The sequence below is a fragment of the Flavobacterium faecale genome (assembly GCF_003076455.1).
Classification (GTDB): Bacteria; Bacteroidota; Bacteroidia; order Flavobacteriales; family Flavobacteriaceae; genus Flavobacterium; species Flavobacterium faecale.
Genome location: NZ_CP020918.1, coordinates 2,849,975 through 2,870,919, shown reverse-complemented (window position 1 = coordinate 2,870,919; position 20,945 = coordinate 2,849,975). Strand labels below are relative to the sequence as shown.

At 35.1% G+C, this 20,945-nt stretch carries 12 protein-coding genes; 6 read left to right on the top strand and 6 right to left on the bottom strand.

What is annotated here, in order from left to right:
- The first annotated feature begins 444 nt into the window (after positions 1-444).
- Entirely contained in the window at positions 445-2,823 is a 2,379-nt protein-coding gene (locus FFWV33_RS12245; RefSeq protein ID WP_211316257.1) for an ATP-binding protein, read from the top strand.
- A 483-nt stretch (positions 2,824-3,306) separates the two neighbouring features.
- Here FFWV33_RS12245 and FFWV33_RS12240 read toward each other — a convergent pair whose 3' ends face one another.
- The 4 genes from FFWV33_RS12240 to FFWV33_RS12225 all read right to left on the bottom strand — a co-directional run bounded on the left by FFWV33_RS12240 (position 3,307) and on the right by FFWV33_RS12225 (position 11,484).
- Complete coding sequence (locus tag FFWV33_RS12240) at positions 3,307-4,755, bottom strand: IS1182 family transposase (protein WP_108741163.1); 1,449 nt, start codon at positions 4,753-4,755, stop codon at positions 3,307-3,309.
- Positions 4,756-4,910: 155 nt separating this feature from the next.
- Complete coding sequence (locus FFWV33_RS12235) at positions 4,911-6,527, bottom strand: hypothetical protein (RefSeq protein WP_108741162.1); 1,617 nt, start codon at positions 6,525-6,527, stop codon at positions 4,911-4,913.
- 50 nt (positions 6,528-6,577) lie between these two features.
- Entirely contained in the window at positions 6,578-8,365 is a 1,788-nt protein-coding gene (locus FFWV33_RS12230) for a RagB/SusD family nutrient uptake outer membrane protein (protein ID WP_108741161.1), read from the bottom strand.
- 26 nt (positions 8,366-8,391) lie between these two features.
- On the bottom strand, positions 8,392-11,484 hold the full coding sequence (locus tag FFWV33_RS12225) for a SusC/RagA family TonB-linked outer membrane protein (RefSeq protein ID WP_108741160.1): 3,093 nt from the start codon (positions 11,482-11,484) through the stop codon (positions 8,392-8,394).
- Positions 11,485-12,847: 1,363 nt separating this feature from the next.
- Here FFWV33_RS12225 and dnaX point away from each other — a divergent pair.
- Positions 12,848-13,933, top strand: a complete 1,086-nt coding sequence (gene dnaX / locus FFWV33_RS12220) for a DNA polymerase III subunit gamma/tau (RefSeq protein ID WP_108741159.1) — start codon at positions 12,848-12,850, stop codon at positions 13,931-13,933.
- Between the two features lie 43 nt (positions 13,934-13,976).
- On the opposite strand, the gene FFWV33_RS19315 is transcribed toward dnaX, so the two are convergent.
- Positions 13,977-14,135 carry a hypothetical protein gene (locus tag FFWV33_RS19315; RefSeq protein ID WP_159086016.1) on the bottom strand — a complete coding sequence of 53 codons (159 nt, stop codon included), beginning with the start codon at positions 14,133-14,135 and terminating at the stop codon, positions 13,977-13,979.
- Positions 14,136-14,142: 7 nt separating this feature from the next.
- Between FFWV33_RS19315 and FFWV33_RS12215 the strand changes: the two genes are divergently transcribed.
- The 4 genes from FFWV33_RS12215 to FFWV33_RS12200 all read left to right on the top strand — a co-directional run bounded on the left by FFWV33_RS12215 (position 14,143) and on the right by FFWV33_RS12200 (position 19,816).
- On the top strand, positions 14,143-14,568 hold the full coding sequence (locus FFWV33_RS12215; protein ID WP_245891501.1) for a DNA polymerase III subunit gamma/tau: 426 nt from the start codon (positions 14,143-14,145) through the stop codon (positions 14,566-14,568).
- Positions 14,569-14,848: 280 nt separating this feature from the next.
- Positions 14,849-15,301: a hypothetical protein gene (locus FFWV33_RS12210; protein WP_108741158.1), complete on the top strand. Its 453-nt coding sequence runs from the start codon at positions 14,849-14,851 to the stop codon at positions 15,299-15,301.
- A 138-nt stretch (positions 15,302-15,439) separates the two neighbouring features.
- Positions 15,440-17,977, top strand: coding sequence for a PIG-L family deacetylase (locus tag FFWV33_RS12205; RefSeq protein ID WP_108741157.1), 2,538 nt, complete (start codon positions 15,440-15,442; stop codon positions 17,975-17,977).
- 114 nt (positions 17,978-18,091) lie between these two features.
- Positions 18,092-19,816, top strand: coding sequence for a sodium:solute symporter family protein (locus FFWV33_RS12200; protein ID WP_108741156.1), 1,725 nt, complete (start codon positions 18,092-18,094; stop codon positions 19,814-19,816).
- 278 nt (positions 19,817-20,094) lie between these two features.
- Here the strand turns inward: FFWV33_RS12200 and FFWV33_RS12195 are convergent, their stop codons facing one another.
- Positions 20,095-20,937, bottom strand: a complete 843-nt coding sequence (locus FFWV33_RS12195; protein WP_108741155.1) for a DUF2911 domain-containing protein — start codon at positions 20,935-20,937, stop codon at positions 20,095-20,097.
- Positions 20,938-20,945: the final 8 nt, after the last annotated feature.

Genomic DNA, 20,945 nt, shown 5'->3' with positions numbered 1-20,945 from the left:
TGGCAAGTTGTACCGACCATATTTACCGAATTGATGGATGGTCCAAGACGTGTAGTGCGTGTTACACATGCCTTTATGAACATGACGAAATTGTATATCCAAAAATTATTAGACTCTTGAGAGCTAATTGTCTTCTTCTTAATGATTAAAATTATGGTCTTAGCTGTGGATAAAAAACAAATACATCCTACTTTATTAGCTAGTTTTACTAGTGAAATTCACTCAAATTACTAGCCATACACTATCAGCACTTCTTAGATTTTAAGTAGTAAATTAACAGTACAACTTACTAATAATTAAATAATAATCAAATTAAGGATGGATTGACAAAAAAAAAACTGTTACTTTATACTAAGAATATGAATAGTAAGTATTTAAACTTTTATGCTTAATCAAAAAACAACTCGATTTCTACTACTATCAGCGTTTTTTAGCATAGCAATTATGTTCACTGCTATTGCGCAGGTCAATGCATCAACTCAAGTTGTTATAGGTGTATTTGATAACCCTCCAAAAATTTTTATAAACAAAGAAGGGAAACCTGACGGTGTCTATGTTGATGTACTTAATGATATTCAGGATAAAGAAAAGGTTCATTTTATTTACAAATATGATACTTGGAATAACCTTTATAAATCTTTACTAAAAGGCGAAATTGATGTACTGCCCGACATGGCATATACCAAAGAAAGATCAAAGATTTTCAGCTTAACCAAATTACCCGTTTTAACCTCATGGTTGGAAGTTTTTGAACGTGAAAATCTGAATTTACACTATATAAATCAATTACAAGGATTGCGCGTGGGTGTTCTCAAAGGTTCAAACCAAGAGCAGCAAATGCGAGATTTTGTTCCCAAAAATTTCGGAATTAGATATCAATTATTTTCGTATGATAGTTATAAAAAAACAGCTGAAGCCATCAACTCAAACGAAATTGATGTACTCGTTGCAGACCGCTTCTTTCGATTTTCACCTTTTTACAGCAGCCAAATCAAACCAACGGGTATAATTTTAAGTCCTTCATCGCTGCACTTTGCTTTAAACAAAAATAAAAAAAAATATCTAGTTAGTATCTTCGATAAAAATCTATCTACCCTTAAAAATGATTCTGATTCAGCCTATTATAAATCATTATTTAAGTGGCTTAATGAAAACCGCACATCTTCTGTACCAAACTATATCAAATGGATTATTGGTATCATTTCGTGTATATTACTAATTGCAGTCGCATTTGTATTGCTATTAAAGAACACGGTTACAAAGCGAACAGCTGAACTACTAAAAGCAAAAGATGTAGCAGAAAAGAGTGAAGACCAACTCAAATTAATTTCAAACAATTTGGTCAACGGTATGATTTATCAAGTAGCAATTCTAGATGATAATACTCGAAAATTCACGTACCTAAGCGAAACAGTTTCTGATCTTTATGGATGTTCTCCTGAACAAGCCAAAACAGACCCCAACCTTATTATGGGTAAAATACATACGGATGACATTGCTGAAATTACCCGTAAAGAAAAAGAAGCCGCAAAAACAAGTGGCGTCTTTTCTGCAGAAGCAAGAGTGATTAATCCAGACGGAAGCTTTCGTTGGTCGTACTACATTTCGAAACCAAGAATAATCGATTCTGTTCAATGTTGGGACGGACTTGAAATCGACATTAGCGATCGAAAAAAGATGGAAATAGAATTGCAAGCCTCAAAAGAAAAAGCAATTGAATCAGACCAACTAAAATCAGCTTTTTTGGCTAACATGAGCCATGAGATACGAACGCCAATGAATAGTATAATTGGTTTTTCTAACTTATTGAAAGACCCTAATATTAGTACAAAAAAACACAATAAGTACATCACTTTTATCGAAAAAAGTAGTTTAAGAATGTTGAATATCATCGATGATATTATCAACATCTCTAAGATTGAAACGGGAACGATGGAGCTTACTTTGGAAGAAACAAACATCAACGAACTTATTGAATACTACCACTCGCAACTTTGTACGGAAGTGGAGAACAAAGATATCGTTGTAACCTACAAAAACCAGCTACCTCATGATGATGCTTATATCATCACAGATCAAAATAAGCTCTATGCTGTAGTGCGCAATATTGTTACCAATGCGATCAAACACACCAGCGTAGGCTCAATTGAAATTGGCTATACTATTGAAGATGCCATGATTCAGTTTTATGTTAAAGATACTGGTACAGGAATACCACAAAACAGACAAGAAGCCATTTTTGATCGTTTTGTGCAAGCCGATATTATAAACAAAATGGCTGTTCAAGGAGCTGGCCTTGGACTCTCTATTAGTAAAGCATACATAAAAATGCTTGAAGGTAAAATTTGGCTCACTTCTGAAATTGACAAAGGAACCACATTCTATTTTACTATTAAACATAGCCCTACACAAGTTGTAAACGTTCCAATTCCTTCGCAAAACGTTCCTACTTTAAAAAATAAAATTACTATTTTGATTGTTGAAGATGATAAAATGTCTGAACTTTTATTAACCAAATTAGTAAAACAATACAGTCTAGTCATATTTAAGGCTCGAAATGGTCTTGAAGCTGTAGAACAAGCAACTAATAATCCTGAGATAGATCTCATTTTGATGGACATTCAGATGCCAAAAATGAACGGTCACGAGGCCACAAAAGCCATTAGAGTATTTAACAAAGACGTTACCATCATTGCCCAAACAGCCTATGCGTTAATTGGGGACAAAGCAAAAATTCTTGAGTCTGGCTGTAATGAATGTATAGCAAAACCTATCAATAAAGACGAATTGGATCAATTAATTTTTCAATATTTCGGGAATTAATAGTAAGATCATCTGTCTACATGAAATAGGTATACAAGTGCTTTATGTAATCCAGATATTCTACTTCTACCAAGGTACAAACAAGCTTAAAAACTACAGTAGTACCCATTTAAGTAAGGTAAAAGGATGTAATCAAGTTAGCAGGAACCACACTGTTTCCTAAACCTTTTAAAACAGTATTTTTCAGGTTTAATCCTGTATTATGACTACTTCAGATTACAATGTGCAGCTATAAAAATCTAGTGTATATTTGATTACAGCGTATAAAAAAAAGAGCTCGATATTGGATAGAGGGCACTGAAAAACATCGCATATTTTGATTATCATCGTTTTTTAGACAATAAAAAAACGCTTGTAACAGGAGTTATATAATCCGTTGCAAGCGTTTTCCTTTTTAATCTTGATTTTTAATGTTGGTTCAATAAGGCTATTTTGAGTTTAGCTAGAGTCATTTTGAGTAATGCAGCAGTAGCTTTCATTTTTCTACATTAATTTGAGTATTCTTTTTAAGTTGACTGCGAAAATAGCTATTGCACCTTGCATTTGCATATTGGTAATGCCATATGATATTGCTCTATCATAACCATGTACATTTTTCAACTCACTATTTTTCGCTTCTATTTTATATCGATGTTTTGCTTTTTCTTTGTAATAGTCAGTTTCTTGAAAGCTGATTTGTTCTTGGTGTAAGTCCGATTTTATCGACACCGAATATGTTTTTGTCTTGGATCCTTCTTTATAACAACCCTCTTTTAAAGAGCAGGTCTTACATTTTTCCACATCAAAATAGTAGGTTTGTATTTGATTGGTTCCAACATTTTTTTTACCTTGGCGAGCCTTTCGTATGGCCATATGACCAGCAGTGCAAACAAATCTATCGGCATCTTTATTATAGTCAAATTTATCTTCGTCTTTTCTAGCTCCTTGTGCTATTGTAACATTTAGTCTGGCTACCACTTTAATATTTTGCTCCCTTGTGAGTTTGAGATTTTCTTTTCCTGTATAAGCTCCATCCCCAATAATAGTATCAACATCAATTCCGTTTTTTTGACTAATCGCTAAAAGTCTAGGTAATTCTGGTCCATCCCCTTTTTCACCTGATGTGACTACAGCCGCTGTAATGATGCGCTCCTCGGTCATAGCTAAGTGAGTCTTATATCCAAAGAAAGAACTATCAGCAGATTTATGACCCGTTTTAGCATCTGCATCTTTTGATAAGGTAAAATTTTCTTGAGTGTCTTCTACAGTTTCTTTGAGTAGATTTAATTTCTCTTTCACAGCTGGAATCGAACTTATTGACGGCTCATTTTCAATGCGTTTTTCCAACTCTTTACAATAAGCAAGTTCCTTCTCTAAGTCATTGTCTGTATTTTTTTCAGGCATATGTTCTTTGAATTCCTGCTCAAAGCTGTATACTGTTTTTCGCAGTAGCTTGGAACGTTCTCTCAATACATCGATGGCTAAAAATGGATTGGATCTTGATAAAGTATGTGTGGCATCAACGATGATAGACTTCGAACGAATAATACCTTTTTCGATAGCAATGGTGACTGTTTTGTTTATCAACAGATTTAATAGGTCGGTATCCTTTAGACGTAGTTTTCTAAATTTTGTTAACGAACTCGGATTGATAACATCGTCTTCTGGATTCATATCCAAAAAATATTTGAAGGACATATCGTATTGAGAACGCTCCACGACATCAATATCGGAAACAGTATAGATTGTTTTAAGTAGTAAATACTTAAACATACGAACGGGACTTTCTGCCATTCGCCCATTATTGGGACAGTACTTATTTAACAACTCATCGTAAATGAATGAAAAATCAATCAAATCATTAATTTTTCTTAATAGATTTTCTTTTGGAACTATTAAATCATACAACGAAGAATAATCGCTGAATTGTATTGTTTGTTGTTGTACTAACATCTAAAAAACACTTATAATTAGATTTAAATATAAGAAAAAAGGAGTAGAAATCCATAGATATCTACTCCTTTTTATGTGTCAATTTATTAGAAAGACTTTTTCAGTGCCCTCTATTGGATATCGAGCTCTTTTGCTTTCTGTATAATCTTCTTGGTTTATGGTCTAACCTCTTTTTCTACGATTTTCAAGTCGTCGATATACAAAGTCACATTTGTTAATTTAGTACCATCTATTAAACGTAAATACAAACCTGTTAATGTTCCTACAGGGATCTCTCCTGTCACTGTAAACCATTCACCTTTTGGTTTATCTGCTAGATTCACAAATACTTGAGAATAAGCTGGAATATAAAATAAGCCCATTGCTTTACCCACGGTATTCGATTCAGGAGTAATAAACATTTTCCAAGTTACTACATATACCTTTCCTGTTTGATTAACAATTGAAGGGAAATTTGTACCACCAGCAGGTAATGTAGAAATCGAAGATTCCTTTTGTCCTGTTACTAATGAAAGTTTGGCGCTGAAATTACCTGCAAAAGGTTTTTCTGAATTTATCAAACCAGGTGCATCACTTGAAAAATATTTTTTCCAAACCCCACCACCGTCTTCAAATCCAGCCAATGCTGCAGTACCTAGTAAGTTAACATCGTGCATAGCAACTGGCACATCTGTAAACGATTGCAATACCCTGTTATCTGTAGATTTTAAAACGGTTCCGTTATACGAAATGGTAATTACATCTGGACGGTAAATTTTATCCGTAAGTTTCAAATCCAATATCGTTTGGTCCAATGCATTCATTGTTACAGAAGCGATCGAAAATGTGATTCCGTTTACTTTTACTGTAAATTTCGATTTCACATCAGTAAAGGCAGCAAATTCACCTGCAAACGGAATTTGGATGGTTTCATTTTGTTGCTCTCTAATTGTACCTGATAAAACAAATGGTTTGCTTGAAGGCACCACTTTGATCGGACGATTAATTATTACCGTTTTAAAAGCACTTGGAATGTTCAAGCCCGAACGTGTAACGCTTAATGAAGCTCTAAAGATACCTAGCTTTTTAAAAATTATATCTGCCTCAGCTGTTCCTGCTGAACCAACCACATCTGATGGTGAAGCAGCAACTCCAGCAGCTAAAACTTTACGTATTGACCAAGTTCTTGCTGTAGGCTCGCCTTGTGTAGTAAGATCAGAGAAATGTAGTTTGTCTCCAGCTTCAACATATACAGTATCTTTACTACTTAGATCTAAGGCTACATCATTTTGTTTAATCACAAATTTTGGAGCAAGAGTATCATATACTTTTACCATAAAAGTGGTATCAATTACCCATCTATTTGGGGCAATTTTAACTGAACCTTTAAGATAATTAATGTTATTCGTGTTTCCTCTAAAAGTTACTGAGTCCTTAAATACATTGTACAAACGTACTTTGCTTATTCCAGGCTTTGTAAACTGTAAAATCACAGTCAAATCTTTGGTAATTGTATCCCCTTTTTTGATTACCTTAAAAATAGTATCTTTAGTCTTAATAGGACCTTGGAGGAAATTAACACCCTGCTCAATAGTCCACTTATGATCAATTGCCCCTTGAGACAAATCTGTAAAGCTCATGTACTTATTTAAGGCAACATTAAGTGTTTTTACGGTTCCTGCACTATTATAAAAGCCAATATCACTCAGCGAATTTGGCGCTTCGTATTCAGTCTGACATCCTACGAAGATACCAGACAATACTAATCCGATTATTAATAATTTATTTTTCATCTTATTTATGTTTTAATCAAGTTGTTATTAGTGATGTAATTATGTTCGAATTAATTTCCAACAATTTCATACAATTTAGGATTGGTTATTATCTCTCCATTTGGTAATGGGAAATAAGCATGAGCCGCTGCATTGTAATTTTTGGCCGCTTCTTGAAACTCATTCCAAGTAGAATTTGCCAAAGGATCTCCTGCAGGAACTTCAACAACGATTGATCCCCATCTTGTTACAGTTGCACCCATCTCATCTTTGGTAACGAACTCTTTAGAATAATATCTTCTTGCCGCCAATTCTTTGAAACGATCTAGTTTAACGTTCCATCTTCTTAAATCCACATTTCTTTCACAACCATAACCCTCAGCAGATAATTCTAATGGATATTCTTTGTATCGTAAATGTTTAGTCAAAGATTCTTTAGTGTAAACCACATTATCATGATCATTTGCAGGAAACTCACCTGAATTTATCAATCCTAACAATTGCAATCCTGAACGCTTTCTTATCTTATTAATTTGAACTAATGCACCGTCAACATCACCCATTTCAAGTAAACACTCAGCATATTGCAATTGAATTCCACCCAAACGAATCAGCCTTTCATTGATACCTGAACGAGTTTTACCAGGAGACAATATATTTTCACCTCTAGTCAAATCCCAGTTGGTATGCTTTCTCCAAAAACAAGTCATATTCACGTTGAAGATTGCAGCTTGACCCGTTTCTGCTCTTAAATAATAAGGCATATCAACATCATCAACAACTGCTACAGACCAAGACGTTCTTAAACTAAATTTTCTTAAACGTTTGTTTCCAGTAGTTTTATCAATTACATAATTTCGTTCATCTTTGGTGTCCATAACATCATTTCTGTATTCTTTGATCAACCAGTTGGCTACAACTGCACCAAAATAGGTTCCAGGAGCACCTGTAAATTGTAATTGCAAACCTGCTGAACTCGCTACATCTCTACTGTCATAATTGTTGTAGTTGTCTGTATAACCAGTAGCATATGATATTTCAAGAATAGACTCATCATTCAACTCGTCCATAGTCGTAAAGTTACTACCAATGTTTGGCATCAATTTGTAACCGTAATTATCAATAACGCGCTTAAAGTACGGAGCAGCTTCAGTAAAATTATTCTCATACAAATAGGTTTGTCCTATCAACGCTTCTGCCGCTCCTGCAGAGGCTCTACCTTTGTCTTTTCCAGTCCATGCAGCAGGTAAATTTTTTACTGCATATTCCAAATCAGCAAGAAAAAATTTCTTTACATTTTCTGCAGTTTGCATTGGTCTGTAAAAATCAGCTTCACTTACAGGTACGTCATCAAAAATTGGAAGCACTCCACCATTAAATGAATGGTACAGATTGAAATAGTGAAATCCTCTAAAGAATCGTGCTTGCGCCAAAATCTTATTTGCAAAATCAATATCAGTTGCAACCGTTAACGTTGGAATAATTCTCTCTGCTGCCAGAATAACTTGATTGGCTCTAAAAATAGTAGTATAGTTTGCCGCCCATTTATCATTGATTGGTTGCTCTGCATTGGTGAAAATTTGCAAATAGTACGGGTTACTATTAGCGGGTCTTTGGTAACCATTAGCCCATGCCAAATCTGTACGTGCTAATTCTTGAATAAGCGCATGATTTTTTGGACTTGCAAATCCTTTGTAAACAGCTGTTAATCCTGTTTGTAAATCTTTAGTGTTTTTCCAAAAATTATCGGTAGAGATAATGTTTGGGTTGGTTTCATCCAACCAGTCTTTCTGACAACCACTTATGCTTAGCGTTAAAGCTACGGCTACAAATAGTTTTTTGTATATATGTTTTTTCATTTTTCAGTTTTTTAAGTTGGGTTAATTTAAAATTCGAGTTGCAAACCAGCAGTTACTTTTGAACTTTGAGGAACGGTTCCCTTATCAATACCACGAGTACTTAAACCGTTATTCCCTACTTCAGGATCATATCCTTTATACTTAGTAATACGTAACGGGTTTTGAGCCGATACAAAGAAGCGTAATTTGGTTAAACTTAATTTGTTTACTACATTATTAGGAACAGTGTATCCCAAAGAAACATTACGAAGTCTCACAAACGTCCCATCTTCTAACCAATAATCTGACCAACCTCTGTAGTTATTGTGCAATGCACCTCTATCTGCAGGAACTTGAGAGGTAGGGTTTTGAGCTGTCCATTGGTAAATTAAATCTTTGTTGTTTGATGATTTATATCCTAATGCTTTTCCACCATTGATGATCTCTGCTCCAAATGAACCATACCATTGCATTGAGAAATCGAAGTTTTTAAAATTGGCTGAATAATTTAAACCTATTTCAAAATCTGGAGTACCACTACCCGCAAATCTACGGTCGTCGTTAGTGATTTTTCCATCACCATCAGAATCTACATAACGTAGATCTCCTAGTTTAGCCGTAGGATCAAGTTTTTGATATTCAATTAACTCCTCTGAGCTTTGAACCACACCATCTGTTTTCATCAAGAAAAAGGCACCTGCAACATAACCTTCTGCCAAAGCCGATACTTTATCTTGGTCATTATCTTGACCTGATATTGTACTTCCATCAAAATACAACAATTTGTTGGTACCACTCATTTTGGTAACGGTATTGCTGTTTTTAGTAAAGTTAACTCCTAAGTCATGTTTGAATTTTTTTCCAGTTCTGTAATTCATCGCCAATTCAATACCAGTGTTTTTCATGTCACCAACATTCAAAACCACATCAGATCCAGAACCACCACCAGCTGTTGGAGGTAATAAAACAGGAAACAACATGTCTTTCTTCTGCGTTACATAGAAATCAGAAGTCAAGGTTAGTTTGTTATTTAAAAAACCAAAATCAAATCCTAAGTTGGTCGAAACTGAAGTTTCCCACTTTACATTTTTGTTTGCAAAAGCAGTTTGAATTCCTCCCTGAATGTAATTTTGATCTGCCCCTGTACCCAAGACATAATCATTATTCAAATCAATACCTGCACTATAAGAATAATCAGCTACACCAGAATTTCCTGTACTACCTCTACTCGCTCTCGCTTTGAAATTTGAAACAATTCCTTTAATCGGTTTCCACCATTCTTCATCTGAAGCATTCCAACCAATCGATGCCGATGGGAACCATTGAAAGTGCTGTTGATTAAATTTTGATGATCCATCTCGACGTGCACTCACGCTCAATAGGTATTTCCCTTTGTAATTGTACTGCGCTCTACCCAATGTACCAATAAACTTAGTCATTCTATTTTGTGTCCATTGGTTGTTACCTGATCCAGCATTAGCTAGCCCGTTGGCGCCATTTAAAACCGTAATATCATTATCAACAATATCAAATTTTTCGGCGTAGAATTCACCATACGTATATTGCTCAGAAGAATAAACAGCAGTCAAACCTAAATTATGATTTCCAAATTTCTTATTATAATTTAAAATATGCTCTAGCGTTTGTTTGGTCGCTCTTGAACTTAAATTTCTAATTTTAGATTGTTGAGTAGGTATTAATACTCCTTGATTATCATAAGCAATAAAAGAAGGGTTTATTGTAAAACGTGAAGAATTGTCATAACTAACTGCTCCCCTAACCGTATATTTTAAATTTTTATTAAAGCTGTATTCTGCACTAATATTTCCGTCAAAATAATCTCTGAAGCTTTTATCATTAGTCTGTAACTTTGCTCCAATATAAGATAAACGTGTCGTCTCATTGGCATCTCCATTAGAATTGTCAATTTGAGTTTGATCTGCCGTAACTTGATTTCCATATGGATTATATTTTACAGCATCCAAAATCAATCCCCAAGGCGAATATTGTGTGTATTCATTTCTTGCAGATAATCCAGTTGTAATTTTCCAATTCCCCTTGTTAAACTGAGTATTAGCTCTTACATTATAACGCTCGTAGTTTGAATTGATTAACGAACCTTGTTGTCCAAAATATCCACCGTTAATAGTATAAGACAATCCATCTTTACCACCTGAGATACTAAGATTATGACTTTGAATAGGCGCTAGATCATTTTCAATAACATTATAAAAATTACTATTATTAGTTAACTGCGTAGGATTTGCCTCGATAGTAGTCCAAGAATTCCCAAATACAGTTCCACTTTGATTATTTTTATTTATGAATTCCATGTATAGTTTTTCTTCTACGGTAGGTACAGGCATATGTCTGTAATTACTTTGAACACCATAGTAACTATCCAGTTTAACTTTCATGATTCCAACCTTTGGTTGCTTAGTAGTAATTAATATTACCCCAGCAGAACCTCTAGTTCCATAAATAGCAGCCGAAGCAGCATCTTTTAAAACATCAATAGTTTCAATCTCATTCATACTAATGTTTGGATTGGCATCATAAGGTATACCATCCACAACGTACAATGGTCTATTACTCCCCAAAACAGATGATAATCCACGAATTTGAACGTTCGCCTCTGCTCCAGGATCTCCAGAACTTGACGTTACATTTACCCCTGCAATCAATCCTTGTAAAGCAGAACCCAAATCTGAAGTTGCTGATTTTGCTACGTCTTCTTCTTTAACACGGCTAACAGCCCCAGTTACTTCTTTTTTTCTTTGTGTACCGTACCCAACAACGACTACATTGTCTAATTCATTTAGGGACTCTTTTAAGTTAACGTTTATTGAAGTTCTTCCGTTTACTTTTGCATTTTGAGTCATAAAACCGATATAACTAAATGATAAGACATCCGTATCTTTAGCCTGAATTTGGTAGTTACCATCAAAGTCCGTTACCGCACTTTTTCCTTTCGAATCTTTTATGATAACACTTACACCTGGTAAAGGACCTCCATCACCAGTAACTTTTCCAGATACCGTTTGGATTTTTTGTGCTTGGAGTACACCAAAGCTAGAAAGCAGCATTATCGCCATCAATCTTGATTTGAGTTTCCAATTAGTTTTTAAATTGAATTTCATTTTATAATAAGTTAATGATTAGTTAATACAAATATCAAAAATTAATCATGAACATACTGTAAGCGAATTCCTTCTCAAGACAAAACAGCACTTATATCGAGTTGTATTCTAGTCACAAAGGCTATGTGTCTAGTTTTTGTCTAGTTTTTATTTTCTTATTAATTCAATAAAATAGGCTACGAGAGGAGAATTTGGTAAAAAAAACACAATTAAATTATGACTATCAATGTATTACCTACTAAAAACTAGATTATTAAAAAAATGACAGCAACAAATCAAGCGTTTTGAAGTGATACTAACTGAAACAAAAGTAGACTGGCTTGTTCAGTTGAAAAAGTTGTAGGTTTTGTTAAAATCAGTTAAAAGATCGCTATCTGAAGTGTAGATTTCAATCAAATTCTGTATTCCAAAAATAGATTTAGAAGCCTATAAAAAGGTGATTTTTTAATAAAATAAAAAAACCATTACATGCAAATGTAATGGTTATGATATTATTTACTCCTATATATAATCCTAATTTATCTTGCTTTTTTTGCTCTATTCTATACAGCAGAGACTTAAAAGATTTTCCTTTACGAAAAATGATAAAGAATAAAAAAGGCAGTGTCCTACTATATATTGAATCAAACAGAACTGAATCTAATTGTTTTTGATGAAAAAATCCACAATTTATACTACCGTTTTCATATAATCATTGACTTTATTTCTATTCAGAAAAAACATTTATCTCTTAAATCACCGTTTTAAATTTTAATACCTCTTCAATTTGCTCACTTCTATCTAACTATTTTCCATAAACCAAAGATGGTCACTTTATCTTAATCCAACAATAACAAATGTTTTTTTGAATGCAACATATGGTTTAATTTGCCTTAAAACCTAACAAGGGCGGTAGTTAAACCAATTTTAACTTATAATATTATCACTGCCATAAATTAACTTCCTTGGACTAATTATCCACTCTTTCTTATTGCTTTCGCGAATGCGTTACTACTGCCTTTATCATGATCAAAACCTCCAGTTGTACTTTTACACTTCAATGATGATCATATAAACAATAGAAAATATAATATCTGGTTCGAAAGAGAATCTGATACCTTTCAAGAACCTGGTACTTTATACCGTGAACATTATTTATTGTACCTATTTTAAATTGAAACAGCAACCTTCATGGTAATGATTTTTTATAACAAAGTTATTTCTCTCTACCTATATTAAACTTAAAACTACACTCAACTTAAGTTGCAAATCTTGCTGATAAATACCGTTTAGGCATTTATATTTTTCAAATTGAAAAGCGAGCCCATATAAATTTTGTAAATGGAAATTCAAGTCTTATATTTGCTTTCGAATACAGAAAACTATGGAACAATTTATCGTATCGGCTAGAAAATATCGTCCTCAAACATTTAAAGATGTTGTGGGACAAAAAGCGATTACCAATACGCTACTTAATGCCATTGAAAACAATCACTTGGCCTCAGCTCTGTTGTTTACAGGACCTAGAGGAGTTGGTAAAACGACTTGCGCCCGTATTTTGGCTCGAAAAATAAACCAACCTGGATATGATGATTTAGAAGAAGATTTCTCTTTTAATGTATTCGAATTAGATGCTGCCTCAAACAACTCTGTTGATGACATCAGGAACCTAATTGACCAAGTACGTATCCCGCCACAAACAGGAAAATACAAGGTATATATCATTGATGAGGTCCACATGCTATCTTCTGCCGCTTTTAATGCTTTCTTGAAAACATTGGAAGAGCCACCAAAGCATGCCATTTTTATTCTAGCAACTACAGAAAAACATAAAATCATACCAACGATTCTTTCTCGTTGTCAAATCTTTGATTTTAAAAGAATCACAGTTAAAGACGCAAAAGAACACCTTGCTGAAGTAGCTACAAGCCAAGGAATCACCTTTGAAGACGATGCTTTACACATCATTGCCCAAAAAGCAGATGGTGCTATGCGTGATGCTTTGTCAATATTTGACCGTGTTGTTTCCTATTGTGGTACCAATTTAACAAGACAAGCTGTTACCGAAAATCTAAATGTTCTTGATTACGAAACATATATCACGATCACCGATTTATTGATAGAAAATAAAATTCCAGATTTGCTATTGGCTTTTGATGCTATTTTGGCAAAAGGATTTGATTCACACCATTTTGTATCCGGTCTCGCTAGTCATTTTAGAGATTTATTGGTGAGCAAAACACCTGCTACCTTAAGTTTACTTGAAGCTGGTGAACAAGCGCAAAAATTGTATGGAGTTCAGGCTCAAAAATGTGAAGCAGACTTTTTATTGAAAGGTATAGCGATTGCCAATGAGTGTGATTTAAAATACAAACTGAGTCAAAATCAGCGTTTGCTCGTGGAACTTTGCTTGATGCAATTGGCCTCTATCACTTTTGATGGAGAAAAAAAAAAGTTGAGTCTTTCATAATTCCGCCTACTTATTTCAGGAAACGTGATTACTCCATAGCCGATCAAACGACGGTAAAAACTACAGAAGCAACCGAAGCTCCAAAAGTTACAGCTGCTCCTACCCCACAACCCGAAGCGCCAGTAGCTTCAGTAAAAGTAGCAACCCCAAATTTTGATGGGGCAAGTGTGTCTGCTTTTTCGTTAGCAAGTATTCGTGCCAAAAAAGCATTGGAAGAAAGCAGTAAAAACTTTGTAAAACCCGTCAATCATACGGTATTGCCAACAGAGCCTTTTACAGAAACCGAAATGCTAATTCAATGGAACAACTACGCAAAAAAACTCGGAAATAAAGGATACCGAATCATGGAATCCTTATTAATGATTAACGATCCCAAACTTGTAGGCACCACACAAATTACAATCGAACTCCCAAATGAAGGGTCTAAATTGGATTTTGAGAGTGAAAAAATTGGATTACTAGGACATTTACGTGGCCACTTACACAATCACGACATTACCATCGATGTAATTGTTAACGAAGCCATGGAAAACAAACGTAGCCTGAACGATACCGATCGCTACAACCGTCTACTGGAAATTAATCCAAATATCGAAATCTTACGCACTACTTTTGGCTTAGAAGTACATTTGTAATCTCACTATCTTTCTTTCTAAAAACGATTATATCTATTTCTTTTGACTGGAATAAAGTATTTGTTTTCGAATAATTTCTATTAAAAAACAGATTAAAGGCGTTTTTTTGAATTTATTTTTACAAACGTCAAACTACTATTAAACAATACATTATACCTCTAATCAGTATTGCAATCTCATTAGAATCATTACCCATAAAATTGCTTTGGCACAGTTGTTGAAAATTACTAAACAACAACAACAAATTAAAAAGTACAAAACAATTTAAAGTATAGAAATCATGAGAACATTAAAACTAGTAGCCGTTGGATTATTCTTAGTAGTATCAAGTGTAGCAGAAGCACAAGTATCCTTGAATGTAAATATTGGTAGCCGTCCGGTTTGGGCACCAGTGCAAAGAAATGTAGCCGTAGATTTTTACTATGTGCCCGATGTGCACGCTTATTATGACACAAGAGCTTCTATGTACGTGTACCAAAACGGAAACAATTGGGTGCGTTCAAGAGACCTACCTACGCAATACCGAAACGTTAACATCAACAACTGTCAAACTGTAGCTTTAAGCGGTTACCGTGGATACCGTCCTTACGAACATTATAGCAATCACAGAGCACCGCAACGTGTTGTGTATGTAGAGAATAATAGATATGATGATCACGACCATTATGACCGTCATGATTACAACAAAAAACACGATAAAAAGTATGATAAAAAATACAACAAAAGACATTAATAGTTGAGAAAAATACTTGGTTTGGTTGAGAAAAAGAGCATCAGTGATGCTCTTTTTTTTGTTAAGAAAACTTCAAAAAACCATCATAAAAAATTATAATTAGTACATTTGAAACTATTGCAAATTAATATTAAAAAAATGCATCCATATTTTACAAAATCCTTTTTTGTCGTTCTTTGTTCTGCTCAACTTATTAGCGCGCAAAAACCACAAAAACCAACTAGTGGCGAAATCTATAATCAGATTCAGAAATTAAATTTCTTGGGCTCAGTACTCTATATTGCAGCACATCCCGATGATGAAAATACCAAATTAATATCTTATTTATCGAATGAAAAAAAGGCTAGAACGGCCTATTTATCGCTAACTAGAGGTGATGGAGGACAAAATTTAATTGGTCCTGAACTGCGCGAACAGCTAGGAGTCATTCGAACACAAGAATTATTAGAGGCTAGAAAAATCGATGGCGGACAGCAGTTTTTCTCTCGTGCCAATGATTTTGGTTTTTCGAAAACACCAGTTGAAACCTTAGAAATTTGGGACAAAAAAAACGTACTCGCTGATGTAGTTTGGGCGATTCGAAAATTCCAACCCGACATTATCATCAATCGTTTTGACCATCGTACCTCTGGAGATACGCACGGACACCACTCTGCCTCTGCGCTATTAAGTGTTGAAAGTTTTGATTTGACCAACAATCCAAAAATATATCCTGAACAACTGGCCTATGTAAAACCATGGCAGGTAAAAAAACAATTTTTCAATCCGTCTTACTGGTTTTATGGCAGTCAAGCGAAATTTGATGCAACTGATAAATCTAATTTTGTGGCTTTTCAAACGGGTGTTTTTTACACTAATTTAGGGAAATCAAATGCTGAAATGGCTGCTTTGAGCAGAAGTTCTCACCAATCGCAAGGTTTTGGTAGCACGGGTAGCCGAGGTGACGAACTCGAATATTTAGAACCTATCAACGGTTTGAAATCCAACTCCAAAAACGATATATTTGACGGAATAGACACGAGTTGGAACCGTGTTCCTGGTGGTAAACCTGTTGGTGTTTTGATTTCGAAAATAATCAAAAATTACAATTACAATCGACCTGACCTTAGTATTCCTAATTTGGTCAAAGCTTATGAGATGATCCAGTTATTAGACGAAACGCACTGGAAAACCATAAAATCAGAAGAGATAAAAAACTGCATCATAAATTGTGCTGGGTTGTATCTTGAAGCAGTAAGCAATCAACCGACTGCTACAGCAGGAGAAACGCTGCAACTGACGCTTGAAGCCATCAACAGATCGGAGGCTAAAGTAGAATTGGAAAGCGTAACCACTTACCCTGATCAAAAATCTACTACTCAAAATATAGCATTGACCAATAACCTAGATCGCAAGTTTAAAGTGGCGATGACAATTCCGGCAAACACCGAGGCTACACAACCCTATTGGTTGAAAGAACCTGGAACGTTGGGAATGTATGCCGTGAAAAATCAGGAAAACATTGGAATACCAGATATTATTCGAACCAACAAAGTCTTTTTCTTTCTAAAAGTAAATGGTTTAGAAATAAAAATCGAGCGCCCTATTGTGTACAAATACAACCACCCTGCCAAAGGCGAAATGTATGAGTATTTGGATATTATTCCTGAAGCTTCGACAAATTTTGTTGAGAAAGTTGTTCTTTTTAATTCTAATAATGCCAAAGAAATTGCTGTTGTAGTCAATGCAGGAAAAGACCATTTGAAAGGAGAGCTGCAATTGGAACTTCCAGAAGGATGGAAAGTAACTCCAGCCAAATTTGACGTTAACCTAGTAAAGAAAGGCACAGACAAAACCTATACTTTTTCGGTAACTCCTCCAGCAAAAGCGACAGAAGTGTATGCGAAAAGTAGTTTGACCATCAATGGCAAAAAATACAATTCGGAACAAATAAATATCGAATACCCACATATTGCAAAACAACAAATTCTACAAGAAGCTGAGTCTAAGTTTATCAAACTAGACATCAATATCGGATCACAAAAAATAGGTTACATCATGGGCGCAGGTGATGCTGTACCCGCAAGCCTAATCCAAATGGGCTATGATTTATCCTTTTTAAATCCGGACGAAATCACAACGGAAAGCATTCGTCCTTTTGATGTGATTATTACAGGTATCAGAGCCTACAATACCATTCAACCTTTGGTTAATAAACAAGCCATTTTGTTTGACTTTGTAAAATCCGGAAAAACGATGATTGTGCAGTACAACACACCAAGTTTATTGGCTGGCGTTCAATTGGCACCTTATCCATTAACGCTTTCGACCAATAGAGTAACTGAAGAGAATGCTGATGTAAAGTTCTTAGCACCCAATCATCCCGTATTGAATTACCCTAACAAGATTACCAAAGAAGATTTTAAAGGCTGGACACAAGAACAAGGATTGTATTATCCGAGTAGTCATGCGCCTGAGTTTACCCCTATTTTGTCTGCACATGATACGGGAGAAGCTGCGGTAGATGGTGCGTTGCTCGTTGCGCCTTATGGCAAAGGGTATTACGTATACACGGGCTTAAGCTTTTTTAGAGAATTGCCCGAAGGTGTAGCGGGAGCTTACCGATTGATGGCAAACCTGATTTCGCTACAAAATCAAACTGCCGAACCAAACTTAAAAACAACGCTTAAAAAATAGAGTATGGAATCGAAAAAACCAAAACGTTGGGAGAAAAAATATACTTGGGTGTTAATTGCAAACGCGATCTACATTACTATCTTCTATTTAATAATGAAATTATATTCTTAAAAAATGGAGATATTTGATTGGATCATACTTATAGTTACCCTACTTTTTATTGTAATTTACGGCTCTTTAAAAACCCGAGGAAGCAAAAATGTACAAGATTTTATTCTAGGCGGAAACGAAACGCCTTGGCATACCGTAGGATTATCAGTGATGGCTACGCAAGCTAGTGCCATTACTTTTTTGTCCACACCAGGACAAGCTTACCATGACGGAATGGGTTTTATTCAGTTTTATTTTGGATTGCCTATTGCCATGATTGTCATTTCGCTCACCTTTATTCCTATATATCACAAGTACAAAGTTTTTACTGCTTATGAATATTTAGAGAAACGTTTTGACCTAAAAACTCGTTCTCTTGCTGCGATATTATTTCTATTTCAACGTGGACTTGGAACTGGACTTACTATTTATGCGCCTGCTATTATTTTGTCGGCATTATTGGGATGGAATTTGACGTATATGAACATCATCATTGGTTGTTTGGTTATAATTTATACCTTTTCTGGAGGAACAAAGGCGGTAAACGTGACCCAAAAACAGCAAATGTTTGTGATCATGTCGGGAATGATGATTACCTTCTTTTTGATTCTAAATTATCTTCCTAACGAAATGACCTTCAGCAATGCGCTTCACATTGCGGGTGCGAATTCCAAAATGGATATTGTGAGTTTCTCTACCGATCCTGAGGAAAAATATACTTTTTGGAGCGGAATCACAGGAGGTTTCTTTTTGGCGTTGGCGTATTTTGGTACCGACCAATCACAAGTAGGACGTTATCTATCCGGTAAGTCTGTTCGTGAAAGTCAGATGGGATTGATCATGAATGGCTTTTTAAAAGTGCCAATGCAGTTTTTTATCTTGCTTACAGGTGTGATGGTTTTTGTATTTTTCCAGTTCAATCCAGTGCCTTTAAATTTCAATCCGAATAATAAAATCACGATCGAAAAGTCGCAATACAAGGATGAATACCACAAGCTAGAACAAGATTTAGCAGTTTTGTCTGAAGATAAAAAAGTTGTCAATATTTTGTACATCGACCAACTTAATCAAGATTATGACAATCCTATTTTGAGAAAAGAACTGGTTGCACTGTCACAAAAAGAAAAAGATTTACGAGACAAAGCAAAGGATATTATTTTGAAAGCCGATAGCAATAGTGAAACCAATGATAAAGATTATGTGTTCTTTCACTTTATCCTTCACTATTTACCCAAAGGTCTTGTCGGTTTGTTGCTTGCGGTCATTATATCAGCAGCGATGTCTTCCACGGCCTCTGGATTGAATGCTTTGGCTTCAACCACAGCCATTGATATCTATAAGCGAAATGTAAAAGGCGAAAAGACAGAAAAGCATTATCTGAACGCTACCAAATTATTCACCTTACTTTGGGGTGTTATCGCCATCCTTTTTGCTTGCGTTGGAACCTTGTTCGAAAATTTGATTCAGCTCGTGAATATCATTGGATCCATTTTTTACGGAACGGTTTTGGGAATATTCTTAGTTGGATTTTATTTCAAGTTTGTCAAATCCAAAGCTATATTTTACAGTGCGGTAACCAGTCAATTGGCCATATTTGTGATTTATTATTTCACCAATATCATTTATCCAAGTGGTAAAGAAACCTTAGGGTATTTGTGGCTGAACTTTATTGGCGCTATGCTCACCGTTGTACTCTCCATGTTATTGCAACTACTTTTTCGCAAAAAGAGGGATTTGCTGGTAAAATAAAAAGCACAAGTATTTCTGAGATTTGAATCGAAAGCAAATAGCTTGCCTATACATGAAAAAGCATTGAAGTCTTAATTATCAGTGTATAAAAATAGTTTCTCGCGTGCAGATAGGCGTGTGAGGATAGCAGTGAAAAGTCCACAGTCGCAATGAAGACAACGTAAGTGTAAAAAGGATTTGCACCCTATAGAAGCCTTTGTATTACCAATAGAATAGCCCAAAAACAAAAAATCCCGTTTCAAGATCTGAAACGGGATTTTTTAATGTATAGCAAAAGCTTATTTACTCCACTCAGTAATACTGTCTTTGTTCATCTTCACATAATCTTGGTTTCCTGCTTTTTCAGAAGCAATCAACGACGCTTTGGCTGCTTCAAGAGCACCATTGCGATCTCCTTTTTTAGCCAAGATTAACGATTTAAGTCTCAAGTAATAAAAAGGTTTTTCTGGTGTCAATTCCAATGCTTTTTCAATGTAAGTATTTGCTTTGTTCACATCACCATTAGATTGCAAGAAGTATTGTGCTGCGGCAAAATAATCACCACCAGTAGCACCACCTAATACTTTTTCGATGCTTTCCATTGTTTTTTGTTGCGTTGGCACCTCAAATTTCATAGATACAAAAGAGTGCTCCCAAGCCATTTCTAGCGCCGCTCCATTGGTATCAATATTGTTGATTCCGATTGTAAAAGTCTCTACTGCGTTTGGAATCGCGATTTCTTTTACCGTCGTTTTTAGCGCTACGTTAGCCTCTTCAAAAGTTTTTGGCGTTCCCCAGTTGTCTGTCGTTTTATAGAAAATCACATCCCAACTTTGAATATTAGGAATTGTGTACAACGAATATTTCCCTTTTGGTAACTTTTTTCCATCAATAACTACATCGTCACTAAAGGTGATTAGGGTATTTTCATTGGCACCTGTTCTCCATAATTTCCCAAAAGGAACTAAATTTCCGTACACTGTTCTTGTACGTGCTGACGGACGTGAATACACCACATCTACCTCTGTAAGACCAACTTGTTGGTGAATTTCAGCTTTCGGGCTTTGTTGTGGTGTCTGAATCTGTGCTGTCATTGTAGTTTGTGAAAGTACTGCGACTAGAGCGATAAAAATATTTTTCATGTTATCTT

Coding starts and splice junctions, on each gene's coding strand:
- FFWV33_RS12245 (WP_211316257.1), top strand. CDS start 445: ATGTTCACTGCTATTGCGCAGGTCAATGCATCAACTCAAGTTGTTATA.
- FFWV33_RS12240 (WP_108741163.1), bottom strand. CDS start 4,755: ATGTTAGTACAACAACAAACAATACAATTCAGCGATTATTCTTCGTTG.
- FFWV33_RS12235 (WP_108741162.1), bottom strand. CDS start 6,527: ATGAAAAATAAATTATTAATAATCGGATTAGTATTGTCTGGTATCTTC.
- FFWV33_RS12230 (WP_108741161.1), bottom strand. CDS start 8,365: ATGAAAAAACATATATACAAAAAACTATTTGTAGCCGTAGCTTTAACG.
- FFWV33_RS12225 (WP_108741160.1), bottom strand. CDS start 11,484: ATGAAATTCAATTTAAAAACTAATTGGAAACTCAAATCAAGATTGATG.
- dnaX (WP_108741159.1), top strand. CDS start 12,848: ATGGAACAATTTATCGTATCGGCTAGAAAATATCGTCCTCAAACATTT.
- FFWV33_RS12210 (WP_108741158.1), top strand. CDS start 14,849: ATGAGAACATTAAAACTAGTAGCCGTTGGATTATTCTTAGTAGTATCA.
- FFWV33_RS12205 (WP_108741157.1), top strand. CDS start 15,440: ATGCATCCATATTTTACAAAATCCTTTTTTGTCGTTCTTTGTTCTGCT.
- FFWV33_RS12200 (WP_108741156.1), top strand. CDS start 18,092: ATGGAGATATTTGATTGGATCATACTTATAGTTACCCTACTTTTTATT.
- FFWV33_RS12195 (WP_108741155.1), bottom strand. CDS start 20,937: ATGAAAAATATTTTTATCGCTCTAGTCGCAGTACTTTCACAAACTACA.